The following is a 14,760-nucleotide window of genomic DNA, read 5'->3' as shown; positions in this document are numbered from 1 at the left end:
TAACTCCATTAATTATTTGGGACTTATGTCACAGCCCCTAATCTTAGGTTGTTTTTTAGTTCACTAATTACTTTTCCTTAAATTCACCCTCGACGGTGTTATCCCGGTGGGCGGAGCCATGATAATCAGGCATAATGGCGGCCGCAACGAGGTAGATAATCGTCAACGGGAAAAAGCCGGTGCAGGCAATCAGGACGATGGCGATTAAGCGAATGACCGTGGCGTCCATGCCTAGGTAATCGGCAATTCCACCGCAGACACCAAGAAAGACCTTGTTCTTGGATTTCGTTAACTTCTTATGCATGTTGTTTTCCTCCTCTAGGCAAAGTATTCATAACGAATTTGGTAGTGCTGGGGGTAACCAGGACGAAGTGAAATGTCACCGAACTGCAGGTGGTGAGGAGTGTCAGGAAGGGTTTGTCCTTCCATAGCCATTGCAAACCACGATCCTGCCGGGCGGTTGAAGCCGTCCGCATTCGTGCCGTTGGCGGTGTAAACCACCAGGCCGTTCCGGTCAGAGAACATCTTAATTTTCCGCCCAGTAGCGGCATCCATAAGGGTTGCCACTGGCTCATGGGCAAGCCGGTTACTTGGCAAGACAACGAAGACGTCATCAAAGCCGCCCTCAGGAACACCTTGCTCCTGCAATTCTTGGAGAGCGGTCCCCATTACCGTTGGGTGACTGAAGTCAAACGGGGTATTCTTATTAATCAGCTTCCGCCCCGTTGGTAGTTTTTCGTCATCAAGCTCGAGGTGGTAGGTGGAGTTCAGTGTTAAGACGTGCCCCTGGATGGTCTTAGCTTCACCAGAGAGGTTCCAATAGGCATGGGTGGTTGGGTTGAAAAGAGTCTTGGCATCCGTCTTCCCGTCAAAGTCAATAGTGACGCTGTTGTCGTTTTGTAGGGTGTAGGTGACCGTCACGGTCTCGTTGCCCGGTAGTTTATCAGTGTCTGGACCAATCGTTGTTGTAAGGATGACCTGGAGCTTATCCTGGTCCTGCTTGGTGGCAACATCGTAAAACTGCTGGCTGAGGCCGTTTGCCCCACCGTGCAGGGAGTTATTCCCCTCGTTAGCGGGAATCTTGTATTCAACCCCGTCAATATCAAACTGGCCCTTCGCAATCCGTCCACCAAAACGACCGATAATCCGGCCAACGTATAATGGTGCATTGTTAGGATTTACGTAAGCGTCGATGTTGTCAGCGCTGAGCAACAGGTTAACCCGGCCGCCACGGGTGTTGGGAACCATGTATGCCTGCCAGATACCGGCAAAGTTAAGGACGCTAATGCTGACGTTATTATCATTCGTCAGGGTATATTTGATAACATCTTGTCCTTGGTAAGTGCCAAATTTATCATTTTCAATTTTCATAGTGGCCGCCTCCTAGAATCAATTCTGTTTGTTACCTTGATTGTAGCATAGAAAGGTTAGAGAACTGGGCCAATCGTGAAATTATAATTGAAAATGAAGCGAAGTTTTCCCAAATTATCAGGCAGAATTAATGTCTCATTTTGCGAAACTGTTTGAAGCAAAAACATATTATTGTCTTATCATAGAACTATGATTTGCATTTAACTCTGTTGTTCTGTAAAAACACGGTATACACTATAATTTGTCATAATGGTACAAGGAGGCGAGTAAATTGCGGGTCACACGAACAGTACGGGATTTTCAGAACGCATTGTTGACACTTTTGGAGAAAAACTCGTTTGAGCACTTAACAGTTGACCAAATCTGTAACGAAGCACTACTGCACCGGAGTAGTTTTTACCGTTACTTCAGTGATAAGTATGATCTCCTTGAGCAGACGCTGGATGCCCAGATTAGTCAGATTGTGGATTCAGGCGAATCAGAAGAAGATATTATTAAGCAATTCGTTTTATACATTAATGATCACAAGAACCTCATTCGCCACCTGGCATCGAGCAACTCACACAGCTCACTGTATACGGAAATGCTACGTATCTTTAGTCAGGTTATCTTAGATCGTTGCAAACGCGGCCGCACTAACGATGTCGTAATCGAAGCCGTTCAGAAGTCCGATAACCCGGAGATGATGGCGTACGTATTTAGTGGTTCCATCATCGGGGCGTTTTATTGGTGGCAAAAGAACAACTACGACGTGCCAATTGATGAATTTATCAAATTCGCAAAGCAGTCAGTCCTTTCGATGTCTAACAGCACTTTGTAAATCAATAATAATGAGGTGAACATTTCAAAATGGGTGAAATGATCAAAGCGGAATTCCGCAACCTCTTTAAGAACCATATCTTACTGCTCTCGGTTTCGGTAATTTGCCTGTTACCGTTCCTGTACAGTATCTTCTTCTTAAAGTCAGTGTGGGACCCGTATGGTAGTACGCAAGACTTGCCGATTGCGGTGGTCAACAAGGATGTTCCGGTCGAATACCAGGGCCGGAAGATGAATGTTGGTCAGCAAACGATCAAACAACTGCGTCATAACCATCAAATGAAGTGGGAAATTGTTTCCCAAAAGAAGGCACAATACGGGATTAGTCACCGCCAATACTACGCGGTAATCACCATCCCGAAGAACTTTTCTGAAGATGCCACAACCGTAATGGAAAAGCATCCAAAGACGATGAAGCTCCATTACGAAACGAACGGTTCCTTGAACTACATCGGGCAGGTTATGACCCAGATTGGGACGACCAGGCTGAATAGCAAGATCCGCTCCCAGGTCACCAAGGCCTACGTCACCGCGATGTTTAAGGAACTCCACGTTGTCGGTAAGGGGATGACCAAAGCTGCCGATGGTGCCCAGCAACTGAGTACCGGCCTGGTCACCTTAAATGACGGGGTTAACCGTTACGTTGCCGGTGTCTACCAGGTCAACAACGGTGTGCAGCAGTTACGGATGTCCGTTGCACCCCTGGCCAGCGGTGCTCAGCAGTTAGCGAGCGGTAGCCAGACTCTGGCCGCCGGTATCCAGCAATACACTGGTGGGGTTGGTCAACTCGCCAGCGGCTTGGGGCTCCTCCAGGCAAACTCCGGGCAACTCAGTTCCGGGGCTAACCAGTTAGCAGGCGGTTTGAACACCCTGAGTGGGAACTCTGCTGCATTACAGAGTGGTGCCAACCAGCTTGCCGCCGGTAACACGGAATTGAACAACCAAGTCAATAGCCTCCTTCCTCAACTGCAGAGCCAGATGGGAGCAATGTCCGGCGACATCAGTACCAAGGCTCAGGCATTGAACGCTGCCCTGCAGCCAGTTGCCCAGAGTGGTAACCAGTTGAAGGAACTCTCTAGTCAGCTGGGAACGATTAGTGCCGGACTTGAACAGTTGAAGCAGGCAGCTTCGGCCGGAGCAAGTTCAACCACCACGACGACTAACAGTGGCAGCAACAATAGTTCCCAATTGCAGGCCGCTGCTGCAGACCTGAACGGTGTCGAGGCTAAGGACCCGGCCGGCCAGGCAAAGATTGAAGCGGCCAAGGCGGCAATTAGTGCGGCTGCTAGTTCTAGCAACAACAGTACAACCACCCAAAAGAGCACCGATAACGGTCAGTCCGCTAAATTAGTGGGGCAGATTAGTCAACTGCAGGCCGGGGTCAACCGACTTAAGGCGGCGGTTGACCAGTCAGCAAATAGTGCTGGTCAGAACACGGCCAACGTGCAAAAGGCGGCTGCGGACCTTCAAAACAGCCTTTTGAACATGCAAAACGGGACCAGTGCGGCCCTGACAACCGCTTCCGGTCAGTTGACCTCTGCTACCCAACAGCTGGCTAACGGTGCCAACACATTGAACAGCGGTATTGGTCAATATACGAACGGTGTAGCAACTGCGGCGGCTGGTGCCAACACCCTGAGCGGTGGTATCGGTCAATACACGGCTGGGGTTGCCCAGGCCGGGGCCGGTGCTAACCAGCTAGTTGCCAACAGTGGTGCCCTGAACGCCGGGGCCGGTCAATTGGCGAGCGCCCTGGGACAATTGAATGCCCAGGTACCGGCTTTAATCAGTGGGGTTAACCTGCTGGCTTCCGGAACTCAACAGTTGGCTGATAACTCACCAGCCCTGATTAGTGGAATTACCCAGCTGAATAACGGTGCTGGTCGTCTGGCTTCGTCATTAGCGGCGGGTGCTAAGGCAATTAACAACGTTAAGCCAACTAACAAGACAGCGAAGATGTTCGCTGAACCAACGACGGTTAAGCACAAGAACTACAGCTACGTGCCAAACTACGGTCACGCTTTGGCTCCTTATGTTCTATCTGTTGCCCTCTACGTTGGTATCCTGGTATTTAACTTTATTTACCCAATTCGGCGGGTGGCTGTCGACGGCAAGTCGGCTGTTTCCTGGTGGATCAGTAAGGTCGTTGTTGGGGCCGTAGCGGTTACCCTGATGGCCATTATCGAAGATGCCGTTATGCTGGCCGTTGGTTTGACGACGGACCACGTTGCATCGATGTTTGCCACTAGCATCTGCTTCGGGCTAGCGTCGATGGCGATCGTAATGTTCCTGTCAATGACCTTCGATAACCCCGGCCGGTTCGTTGCCATGGTTCTGCTGATGCTGCAACTTGGTGGTTCCGGTGGGACCTTCCCAATGGAAGTTACGATGAAGTTCTACAACGTCATTCACTGGTTCCTACCGATGACCTACTCCATCATGGGACTGCGGCAGTCAATCAGTAGCGGGATTGGTGCCCACTACGCAATGTTCTGCAACCTTGTCTTGCTAGGAATTGCGGTTCTCTTCAACTTGCTCCTGTTAGCGGGGATGCTCGGTATTCACCACCACCTCTTTAACATCAACCCAAAGTTGGACAAGAACCAGAAGTTCCTTGACGAAATGGAAGACGATGGCGGAATCCAATCTAAGTAATGATTTGCAAAAAAGCCCTGTTCGGTCAGCGACTGAACAGGGCTTTTTGTGTGCAAAATCTTAATTTCTTTACGCTAGTTCTTGCTAAATGATATACTGTTTGCATGTTTAAAATTAGCATATGAGGGAGACGATAAGATGACGACAGATAAGAGAAGGGGAATCACCTTGGCCATCGTTGGGGCATCATTTTGGGGAATGTCTGGGGCTGCCGTGCAGTTTCTATTCCAAAACCCAACCATTAACGAATATTGGCTTGTTGGGCTTCGCTTACTGGGCGCCGGGTTTCTGCTGGTCCTATATTCGACTTTTAAGCAACCAGCTGCGGTCAAAAGGCTGTTTAGTAGCTGGTCGCGGGTCCTTTATCTGATTCTGTTCTCCTTTATTGGGATGGGGGCGTCCCAGATGTCGTATTATGTTGCCGTTAAGTATAGTAATGCTCCAACGGCAACGGTGATCCAATACTTAGCCCCCGTCTTCATTATCTTCTATATGGCCGTGCATACCAAAATGCTGCCTCGGCGACTGGACGTGATTTCAATCATTGTGGCCCTTATTGGGACCTTCCTGTTGGCCACGAATGGTCACCCAAGCCATCTCGCCCTGTCCCCGTTGGCATGTATTTGGGGACTGCTGGCGGCAGTCTCGGAAGCAATTAACACGATTATGCCGCGCAAACTTTTCAAAGAGTTCGGAACAATTACCATCGTTGGCTGGTCAATGCTGATTGCTGGCCTGGCCTTTCTGCCACTGTATTGGACAATGCCCGTTCCGTCATTGAACGCAGTTGATATTACGACAATCCTGTTCATCATTATTTTCGGAACGCTTTTTGCCTACACCCTTTACCTTGCTAGTATCAACTACATTGATTCCAGTACAACCGGAATGCTCGGGGCATTTGAGCCCTTGGTTGCCACTCTGCTAGCGGTTTTCTTCCTGGCCACACCGTTCAGTTTGCCCGACTGGATTGGGGGAATCCTAATTGTCCTGGCAACGATTTTGCAGTCGCTTCCGGAAAAATACTTTACCCATATCAAGTAATAACGCGAAAGCTCCCGAAACTCGTAATTACTACGACCTTCAGGAGCTTTTTTTATACCTCGTACTTCGTAAAGCGCTGGGCCTCTTGGGGTGACATTTCCACCGTCAGGAGGGTGCCATCCGTCCGGTACTCGGTATTCAAGATGTTAGTGTGTTCGTTGAGATAGGAAACCAGCTGTCCCTCTGCGAAGGGAAGAAGGAGCTTGACCTGAACGTAATCCTTGAAGAGGTGCTTACGAATAACGTTCACCAGGAGGTCCAGTGATTCCGGCTGCTTAGCCGAGATTACCACCTGGTCATCCCCTTCAAGAACCGGGAACTCAATCTCGGTTTTATCAGCCTTGTTGAAGACGTTAATCATCGGGATGTTTTCAATGCCAATCTGCTTCAGGGTCTGCTCAGTGGTGTGCATCATTTCTTCGTAGTGGGGGTCCGAGTAGTCGATTACCTGGATCAATAGGTCAGCGTTGGCAGCTTCCGCCAAGGTCGAACGGAAGGACTTGACCAGGTTAGTCGGCAGCTTGCTGACAAACCCGACGGTATCACTAAGAAGAAAGTCCTTCTTGCTTGGTAAAGTCAGGCGGCGGACACTGGTGTCCAGGGTGGCGAAGAGCATGTTCTTTTCAAACACCGTCTTGTCTTCAACTGCCCCGTAACGACGGACTAATCCGTTCATGATGGTAGACTTACCGGCGTTGGTGTAGCCGACCAGGGCGGCGGTTGGAATATTACTCTTGGCCCGCTGCTTCCGCTTAGTGGCTTCGGACTTATCAATGTCAGCTAGCTCGTGACGGAGGTGGGAAATCTGGTGTTGGATCGTCCGCCGGTCCATTTCCAGCTTCGTTTCACCGGCCCCCCGGTTAGTAAAGCCGCTCCCGCCACCAGTCTGCTGGTCAAGGCGCTGACTGGCACTGGTTTGCAGCCGGGGCAGGCGGTACTGGAGCTCCGCAATCTGGACCTGCAGTTTGGCCTCCTTGGTCTGGGCCCGGTTAGCAAAGATTTCGAGGATGAGGGCTGTCCGGTCAAGAATCCGGCAGCCAACCTCTTCCTCAAGGTTCCGCAGCTGACTTGGCGAGAGTTCATCGTTGGTAATGATGGTGGTGGCGTCGTTAGTGGCCGCCACCTCCGCAATTTCCGCTACTTTCCCCGTCCCAAAGTAGGTGGCCGGGTTAGGGCGGTCAATTACTTGGTCAACCCGTTGGACGACATCCATGTGGTTGGCCTGGGCCAATTCGGCCAGTTCGGTCATCGAATAGTCGTAGTCTTCCTGCCCCGTGTCGAGGCCGGCAATGATTACTTGTTCATCTTTTTGTATATTGTTATCCATTGAAGAATAGTGTTCCCCCTTAGGATCAATGATTATTCTGGAAGTTCTAGTTGGTCGTAAAAGTCAACGTGTGTCTTGTCCGCCGTTAACGTCAAGCGGGTCAGGCTCCCGTTTCGGACTGAGGACGGGGTCTGGTAGCCGAAGTGTTCGGCGATTGAACGAATGGTCATACCGTGGGAAATTACGATAACGGTTGACCCGTCCGGGAGGGCCCGGAGTCGGTCCATCCCCTTGTTGACCCGGTTCCAAAATTGAACGTGGTCTTCGGCGTCGCCATAAGGGTCCGCAGCGGCCAGCTTATCCTTTAACTTATCAGGGCCCCAGCCGGCAAACATGTCGGAGAAGGAATGAAAGTCTTCTTCCCCGGAAAGAAAGTCGGTGACGGCCGAGCCGTTTAACCCTTCGAAACTACCGAAGAACTCTTCACGGAAGGCCGGCTCTGGTGTGGGCTCCTTGATATCAGTGTTAGGGTCCGCCGCGAGCAGGAGGCGGGAAGTTGCCATCGTCCGGGCGAGGTCACTGCTGAAGACATAGTCAAAGTCAACGTTGGCCAGCACCTTACCCGTTCGTTGTGCGTCCGCCTTACCCTTTGCAGTAAGCGGCGCATCGGACCATCCTTGAACACGGTTATAACGGTTGAGGTAGGTTTGACCATGACGAACAAAATAAGCGGTAATTGCCATACGTAAAAACTCCTTTGTCTCCTAATTAATGAAAAAAGCTATTCATATTTTACCATGAATAGCGGACAAAAATAACTAGAGAACCCTTAGAGCATCCGATTCTTCCGGAGAATCCGCTGGCGGACTAGCTTAATACCCCACATCCCTAATCCGGCCAGGACGGCACAGGAGGCCATTGCCAGAATCACGAGGGAGAAATGGTCGTGGACGAGGGGAATGCTGCCGAAAAAATAACCTACGCCACAGCCAAGGGCTACCCAAAGGGCCACCCCGACGAAGTTACCAACCGTAAAGTGGCGGAAACGATAGTGCATCATTCCCGAAATGGTCGGGATGAAGGAGCGAATGAAGGGGATAAAGCGCCCGAAAGCAACGGCCCAGAAGCCGTACTTGTCGAGGTACTCCTTTGCCTTCAGCATCCGGGGGCCGTTGAGGTGCTTTTGCAGCCAGTGCCAACGGGACAGGCTGTGGCCGATGAAGTAGTTGACTGAGTCACCGATGAAGGCCGCAAAGAAGAAGACGGGGATGACAATCTGCATCTTGAGGATCGGGTGGACGGCGATAAATGAGCTGGTCAAAAAGACGAGCGAACCGCCCGGCAACCAGGGAAAGACCACCAGGCCGGTTTCCATGAAGACAATCACAAACAAGATGAGGTAGCTCCACGGGCCGAGCCACTCAAACATGGGGATCAGGATTTCCGCAATGTGGGTCAGAATATAAAAAATGTGGGCCATATAAGCGCCCCCTTTCCAGCGAAGTTATTAATTCTATTTTAGAATGTTTGCACCGTCGTTGACTAGCAATCCGCTTTAAAATTAAGCCAGCCTTAAACAATGCCCCTTTTTTATGGCGGGAAAGGCAAACACTAACAGATGTAAAGCGGGAATGCTATAATAGAAAAACGATTTTGAAATCCTGAAAGGTAGGGAATCCTCGTGACTGAAAATTCGGTAAGAGAATATGAGCAGAAGCACCTTGACCACGTTTTGACTGAGATCAAGAAGGCCAAAGGGAAGGCCGCCCAGCGAATTAGCACGGCTAAAAACGATATTGAAGATATCAATAAGCAGACGAATGACATTCACTTAAACACCACGACGTATTCTGGGATGATGGATACAGCAATGTCCTTTCGGGCCCAGCAGCAGATGCTGGATGAACGGAATAACAGCTGGCAGCACGCGGCTGACCACCTGGCAACCTTGAAACGCCTGGAGAAGAAACCGTACTTTGCCCGGATCGACTTCCAGGAAAAGGGGGCGGGCCAGCCAGAGTCAATCTACATTGGCTTAGCATCGTTTAGTGACAAGCCCGACCACTTCCTGATTTACGACTGGCGGGCACCGATTTCTTCTGTCTATTACGAGGGAAAGCTCGGCAAGGTGAAGTATGACACGCCGATGGGCCCCCAGGAAGTCAATATGACCCTCAAACGGCAGTTTCAAATCAAGGACGGCACCATCGTAACGATCTTTGATACGGACGAACAGGTCGGGGACCAGATGCTTTTAGAAGCACTGGGCAACCACTCCAGCACCAAGATGAAGAGCATCGTCACCACCATCCAACGGACCCAGAACGAGATTATCCGGGATACGAAAGATGACCTCCTCTTCGTTCAGGGGGCCGCGGGTTCCGGAAAGACGGCCGCCGTTCTCCAGCGGGTTGCCTGGCTACTGTACCGGTACCGGGGGAATCTGTCATCCTCACAGGTCGTCCTCTTCTCACCGAACCAACTCTTCAATGACTATATTGACCAGGTATTGCCGGAGTTGGGCGAACACAACATGGTTCAGATGACATACTTCCAGTTTGCCAACCGCCGTGTCCCCCGCCTGCATGTCCAGACACTGGCCCAGCGTTTTGAAGCCCACCAGGATGCGGTTAGCCAAAACGCCCAACGCCTGTGTACGAGCCTCCAATACTTCAAGGCCACGGCACGGTACGCCAAGCGCCTCGGCCATGCTAACATGCGTTTCCGCAACATCATGTTTAATAAGAAGGTCTTCATCAGTAAGGAGAAGATTCGTGAAATCTACTACTCCTTTAACAATAACTACAACCTTGGTAACCGGCTAGACGGGACCAAGGAGGAGCTGATCAAGTACCTCAACCGCCGGGTCAGCAGCGAGATGCGCAGCAAGTGGGTAGAACAGCGGATCCAGGACCTGAGTAAGGAAGAGCTGGACACCCTGTTTGCCAACCAGCCGCGGGAGTTTGAAAGCGATGATAAGGAATTTAAGTTCCTGGCCCGGAAGATCGTCATGAAGGCCTTCGAACCAATCAAGCGGGCCATTAACCACAACCTGTGGCTAAACATCAATGCTCAATACCTGCACCTGTTGCGGGTGACCCCGAAGCTGGTTGACCTATCGGCATTTAACCTGACGGCTGAACAGTGGACCACCTTTGTGGACGGGACCAAGGAGGAGCTGATCAAGCACAACATCAGTGCCGAGGGGATCACGATTTACCTCTACCTATATGACTTGATTACGGGGAAGCACGGCCAGCGTGACATCCGCTACGTCTTTGTCGATGAGGTCCAGGACTACGATGCCTACCAGTTGGCCTACCTGAAGTACCGCTTCCCCCGGGCGAAGTTTACCCTGTTGGGGGACCTTAACCAGGCAATCTTTACTCACGAGAATAGCCGGTCCCTGCTACGCCAGCTGAGCACAATGTTTGATCCCGAAAAGACCCGGGTTGTGCAGTTGACCAAGTCGTACCGGTCGACCAAGCAGATCACCAACTTTACCAAGCACATCCTGGAAAACGGTGAGGCAATCGAGGCCTTTAACCGGGATGGTGAACTGCCGCAGGTAATCACCGCCGCCGACTTTGACGGGGGTGTCGATGCCCTGGTTGCGGCACTTAAGAAGTATCAGGGAGAACACGACGCGGTCGCCATCATCGGTAAGACCTTTGAGGATAGTGAACAGTTACACCGGGCTCTGGAACGCCGCAATGTCAAGACGACCCTGATTCGGACGGAAAACCAACGACTCGTGAAGGGAGCCATCATCGTGCCGTCCTTCTTAGCTAAGGGCCTTGAGTTCGACGCCGTGATTGTGTGGAACGCAAATGACCACCAGTACCAGGGGGATGATGAGCGTCAACTCCTCTACACAATTTGCTCCCGGGCAATGCACGCGTTGACCCTAACGGCGGTCGGGCGGCCAACCAAGCTGATTGCTAAGGTGCCCGCAGACGAGTATGAATTAATTAAGAAATAACAGAAAACGCCACTCACGTCCTGATAAATTTGTGGACGCAAGTGGCGCTTTTTCTTTATAATGCCTTCCGTTTTAAGAAGGGAATATGGATGTTTACCTGCATGATGGCGTTGGCAACCAGGAGAATAAAGCCACCGATAACTAGCTGCGGTGTCAGGGGATCATAGCCCATGATGACGGACATGACACTGGCAAAGAACGATTCCAGCATCAGGATCAACCCGGCCGTGGTCGGGTCCGTATATGCCTGCCCGGTAATCTGCATTCCCTGGGCGAGGAAGGTCACCCCGATGGCCAAAATGGCCAGAGGAATCAATGCTTGGACCCAGTGAACATGCACCAGGGAAGGGCGCTCAAAGAGAAAGGTTGTAATCCAACCATAAGTACCCTGGCAGATTCCAATCATGAAGATCAGGACCCAGGGGCTGGAGGCGTGGGGTGCGTACTTAGCAAAGAAGATGATTTGAGCGGCCCAGAAGATAGTGGAGATTAGCGTTAAAACATCACCAAACTGCAGGTGAAGGTTACTTTTTAAGATGTTGGTAATAATTGCCATGCCGATGATTGAAAGGGCAATTGAAAAATATGCCTTTCGCTGGGGACGCTCATGCCAGAATAGCCACAGCAGGAGTGGGGCCACCACAATGTACAAGGTCGTCAAAAAGGCGTTTTTGGCAGGGGTCGTGTAACGTAGGGCATCCGTCTGCAGGTAGTAGCCGAGAAAGTTGATTGTCCCGATGGTAAGACCCAAGCGGACGTCAACCCAGGTCATGTGTCGAAGCTTCTTGAAAAAGATTAGGCTGCCAGCAGCAACACACATCGTCCCTCGACAGGCATTAATCAGCCCGGAGTGCATGCCAGCATCGACCGTCAATTTGGCGAAGACGTAGCTGCTTCCCCAGAGAATGGCGACAACAAATAACATCAGGTCGGCTTGCTTTTTACTGAGTGACATGGTGAATCAACTCCCCCTTGATTAAATAATGCCGATAAATGATAACATGTTTAATATAAGAAAGTAAGATATTGAAAGCGGTACCCACTAAATTTGTGGCTGGTAAATTTAAACTTTTTGAAAAAAACCGCTTTGATGATTGCTATTCGTTAGCAGAATGTATTATTGTTTAAGTTGATATTTTTAATGGAGGAACAAATTATGAAAACAGCGTTGCAAAAGTTGCGACGTGGCTTGAATACCAAGTTAGGGTTCTTTCTGCTCGCCGTACTCTTATTTTGCCTTAAGAGTTATTGGGCATACCAGAATGAATTCAACCTCGGTGTTAAGGGAAGCATGCAGCACTTCCTGCTCGCGTTCAATACAATACCGGGAGCCCTGGTTTTCCTAGGGATTGCCCTGTACTTCCGGGGACGGTTATCGTACTGGTTGATGTTGATTATTAACGCCCTTTTGTCGACGTGGCTATTCTCCAACATCCTGTACTACCGTGAATTTTCTGATTTCATTACCTTTAACGTTATCAAGGGGTCTGGAGCAACTTCCAACAACCTGGGTAAGAGTCTGATGGGGATCATGCGTCCCGGAGACTTCCTGGTCTACGCCGATGTAATCATCTTAGCCCTGGTCTTGCTGTTCCACATCATCCGGGTTGACATGCGGCGCTTTAAGACCCGCTACGCCATCACCGTGACGGTCCTTGGCTTTATCCTCTTTGGTGCCAACCTGGGGATGGCCGAGTCCAACCGTTCGCAGCTTTTGACCCGGACGTTTGATAATAACTACATTGTTAAGTACCTTGGCCTGCAGGCGTACACCATTTATGATGGGGTCAAGACGACCCATAATAGCGTCGTCAAGGCCCGCGCCGACCAGGACCAGCTGAAACCGGTTCTTAACTTTATTCACCATAATTACGCGGGACCAAACATCCAGTACAAGGGGGTTGCCCGTGGTAAGAACATCTTCGTGATCCACCTGGAAAGTCTCCAGCAATTCATGATTGACTACAAGCAGGACGGGCAAGAAGTAATGCCTAACCTGGATAAGCTTTACCACGCCGACGATACCCTGGCCTTTGATAACTTCTTCCACCAGGTTGGTCAGGGGAAGACGGCCGACGCGGAAATGATGCTGGAAAACTCACTTTTTGGCTTGCCAGAAGGGTCAGCAATGGTAACGGACGGAACGACAAACACCTTCCAATCCGCTCCGGCCCTCTTGCACCAAAAGCTGGGTTACACGACGGCATCGTTCCACGGGGACGTCCCAAGTTTCTGGAACCGGGACAACGCTTATAAGTCCTTTGGCTACCAGTACTTCTTTAGTAAGGAATACTTCCCGAAGACTAAGGACTACGATGTCGGTTACGGGATGAAGGATAAGATCTTCTTAAAGGAAAGTGCCCACTACATCGAGCAACTGCCGCAACCGTTCTATGCTAAGCTGATTACGGTTACTAACCACTATCCTTACATTCTTGATAAGCAGAATAAGGATATTGAGGGCTGGCATACTGGTGACGACACCGTTGACCCGTATGTTCAGACAGCCCGTTACCTGGATGAATCACTGGGTGAATTCCTAGACTACCTTGATAAGTCCGGCTTACGGCAAAACAGTGTTCTGATTCTGTACGGAGACCACTACGGAATCTCCAATAACCACCAGAACGCGATTGCCCAGGTCCTGCACAAGAAGAAGATCACTAACTACGACTTGGCAATGTTCCAAAAGGTCCCATTTATGATTAACATGCAAGGGCTGAAGGGTGGCATTGATCATACCTATGGTGGTGAAATTGACGTGCTGCCAACCCTGGAAGACCTGTTAGGAATTAGCTCCAAGAATTACATCCAGTTTGGTCAGGACCTTTTGTCACCACAGCGGAACCAGATTGTACCGTTTAGAAACGGTGATTGGGTAACGCCAAAGTACACTAAGTACAATGGTGATTACTACTACACAAAGAACGGTAAGCAGATTACTAAGGCAACGCCAAAGCAAAAGAAGGCCTTTAGTAAGATTCAAAAGTACGTCACGACGGATCTTGGCCTATCTGACCGGGTCATGAATGGCGACCTCCTGCGGTTCTACAAGCTCCCTGACTTCAAGAAGGTTAATAAGAAGGACTACACTTACAACCTGAAGAAGGGCCTCCAGAACCTGAAGAATGCCCAGAAGAAGAAAAAGACAAGTGTTAAGGCAGAAAACGACAACCAGAGTACGTTTGATGATTACACAACAAATGCTCCGGAACTAAAGGACTACCCAAAGTTAAGCTTTCCGAAGCCATAAATACTAATTAATTCACCCCCAGTGCCGAAAGTGTACGGTACTGGGGGTGAATTGCATTTCCCGAAAAGGAAACGGATTACTGAACAAAAAACTAAAATTTGTAAAAAACATACTTATTGCTTAATTTGTTAGGACCTATTTTATGATGGTTTACTTATTTATCGACCGCGGATGATTTAGAAGTAAAACGTTATACATATGATTCCTAATGGAATGGTACGCCTTAAATTGCAGATATTATTCTATAAAAAATGTAATGTGGCCATTTATCAGTATTAATTGACTTGGTTAATAATCATAAGTTGTTATTAAAACCTGAAACTTGAAAGCCCTGAATTGCAATGAAATCATTGTGGTTCAGGGCTTTTG

General features: G+C 49.8%; 11 protein-coding genes. 5 read left to right on the top strand and 6 right to left on the bottom strand.

Going from position 1 to position 14,760, the window contains the following annotated elements:
* Positions 1–67: 67 nt before the first annotated feature.
* Positions 68–304: a PspC domain-containing protein gene (locus tag FD32_RS03010; RefSeq protein WP_047769022.1), complete on the bottom strand. Its 237-nt coding sequence runs from the start codon at positions 302–304 to the stop codon at positions 68–70.
* Between the two features lie 14 nt (positions 305–318).
* Positions 319–1,371, bottom strand: a complete 1,053-nt coding sequence (locus FD32_RS03005; protein WP_047769024.1) for an aldose epimerase family protein — start codon at positions 1,369–1,371, stop codon at positions 319–321.
* 271 nt (positions 1,372–1,642) lie between these two features.
* On the opposite strand from FD32_RS03005, the gene FD32_RS03000 reads away from it, so the two are divergent.
* The 3 genes from FD32_RS03000 (at position 1,643) to FD32_RS02990 (ending at position 5,889) form a co-directional block, all read left to right on the top strand.
* The gene (locus FD32_RS03000; RefSeq protein WP_047769026.1) at positions 1,643–2,191 is read left to right on the top strand and encodes a TetR/AcrR family transcriptional regulator; all 549 of its coding nucleotides are present in this window, start codon (positions 1,643–1,645) and stop codon (positions 2,189–2,191) included.
* Between the two features lie 29 nt (positions 2,192–2,220).
* Positions 2,221–4,845 (top strand): YhgE/Pip domain-containing protein, encoded by a 2,625-nt coding sequence (locus FD32_RS02995; protein WP_047769028.1) that lies wholly within the window; start codon positions 2,221–2,223, stop codon positions 4,843–4,845.
* Positions 4,846–4,983: 138 nt separating this feature from the next.
* Complete coding sequence (locus tag FD32_RS02990; RefSeq protein ID WP_047769030.1) at positions 4,984–5,889, top strand: DMT family transporter; 906 nt, start codon at positions 4,984–4,986, stop codon at positions 5,887–5,889.
* Between the two features lie 52 nt (positions 5,890–5,941).
* Here FD32_RS02990 and hflX read toward each other — a convergent pair whose 3' ends face one another.
* From hflX to FD32_RS02975, 3 genes are all read right to left on the bottom strand, one after another.
* Positions 5,942–7,216: a GTPase HflX gene (gene hflX / locus FD32_RS02985; RefSeq protein ID WP_047769031.1), complete on the bottom strand. Its 1,275-nt coding sequence runs from the start codon at positions 7,214–7,216 to the stop codon at positions 5,942–5,944.
* 32 nt (positions 7,217–7,248) lie between these two features.
* Positions 7,249–7,899, bottom strand: a complete 651-nt coding sequence (locus FD32_RS02980) for a histidine phosphatase family protein (protein ID WP_047769033.1) — start codon at positions 7,897–7,899, stop codon at positions 7,249–7,251.
* Between the two features lie 86 nt (positions 7,900–7,985).
* On the bottom strand, positions 7,986–8,636 hold the full coding sequence (locus FD32_RS02975; protein ID WP_047769035.1) for a DedA family protein: 651 nt from the start codon (positions 8,634–8,636) through the stop codon (positions 7,986–7,988).
* A gap of 201 nt (positions 8,637–8,837) precedes the next feature.
* Between FD32_RS02975 and helD the strand changes: the two genes are divergently transcribed.
* Complete coding sequence (gene helD, locus FD32_RS02970) at positions 8,838–11,138, top strand: RNA polymerase recycling motor HelD (protein WP_056962103.1); 2,301 nt, start codon at positions 8,838–8,840, stop codon at positions 11,136–11,138.
* A gap of 55 nt (positions 11,139–11,193) precedes the next feature.
* On the opposite strand, the gene FD32_RS02965 is transcribed toward helD, so the two are convergent.
* A complete protein-coding gene (locus FD32_RS02965) occupies positions 11,194–12,063 on the bottom strand; it encodes a DMT family transporter (RefSeq protein ID WP_047769043.1) in 870 nt (289 codons plus the stop codon).
* A gap of 231 nt (positions 12,064–12,294) precedes the next feature.
* On the opposite strand from FD32_RS02965, the gene FD32_RS02960 reads away from it, so the two are divergent.
* On the top strand, positions 12,295–14,391 hold the full coding sequence (locus FD32_RS02960; protein WP_047769041.1) for an LTA synthase family protein: 2,097 nt from the start codon (positions 12,295–12,297) through the stop codon (positions 14,389–14,391).
* Positions 14,392–14,760 lie beyond the last annotated feature (369 nt).

Origin of the sequence: Limosilactobacillus panis DSM 6035, from assembly GCF_001435935.1 — a bacterium.
GTDB lineage: Bacteria > Bacillota > Bacilli > Lactobacillales > Lactobacillaceae > Limosilactobacillus > Limosilactobacillus panis.
The sequence above is the reverse complement of the archived record's forward strand: the minus strand, read 5'-3'. Positions and strand labels throughout refer to the sequence as shown.

Coding starts and splice junctions, on each gene's coding strand:
- FD32_RS03010 (WP_047769022.1), bottom strand. CDS start 304: ATGCATAAGAAGTTAACGAAATCCAAGAACAAGGTCTTTCTTGGTGTC.
- FD32_RS03005 (WP_047769024.1), bottom strand. CDS start 1,371: ATGAAAATTGAAAATGATAAATTTGGCACTTACCAAGGACAAGATGTT.
- FD32_RS02995 (WP_047769028.1), top strand. CDS start 2,221: ATGGGTGAAATGATCAAAGCGGAATTCCGCAACCTCTTTAAGAACCAT.
- FD32_RS02990 (WP_047769030.1), top strand. CDS start 4,984: ATGACGACAGATAAGAGAAGGGGAATCACCTTGGCCATCGTTGGGGCA.
- hflX (WP_047769031.1), bottom strand. CDS start 7,216: ATGGATAACAATATACAAAAAGATGAACAAGTAATCATTGCCGGCCTC.
- FD32_RS02980 (WP_047769033.1), bottom strand. CDS start 7,899: ATGGCAATTACCGCTTATTTTGTTCGTCATGGTCAAACCTACCTCAAC.
- FD32_RS02975 (WP_047769035.1), bottom strand. CDS start 8,636: ATGGCCCACATTTTTTATATTCTGACCCACATTGCGGAAATCCTGATC.
- FD32_RS02965 (WP_047769043.1), bottom strand. CDS start 12,063: ATGTTATTTGTTGTCGCCATTCTCTGGGGAAGCAGCTACGTCTTCGCC.
- FD32_RS02960 (WP_047769041.1), top strand. CDS start 12,295: ATGAAAACAGCGTTGCAAAAGTTGCGACGTGGCTTGAATACCAAGTTA.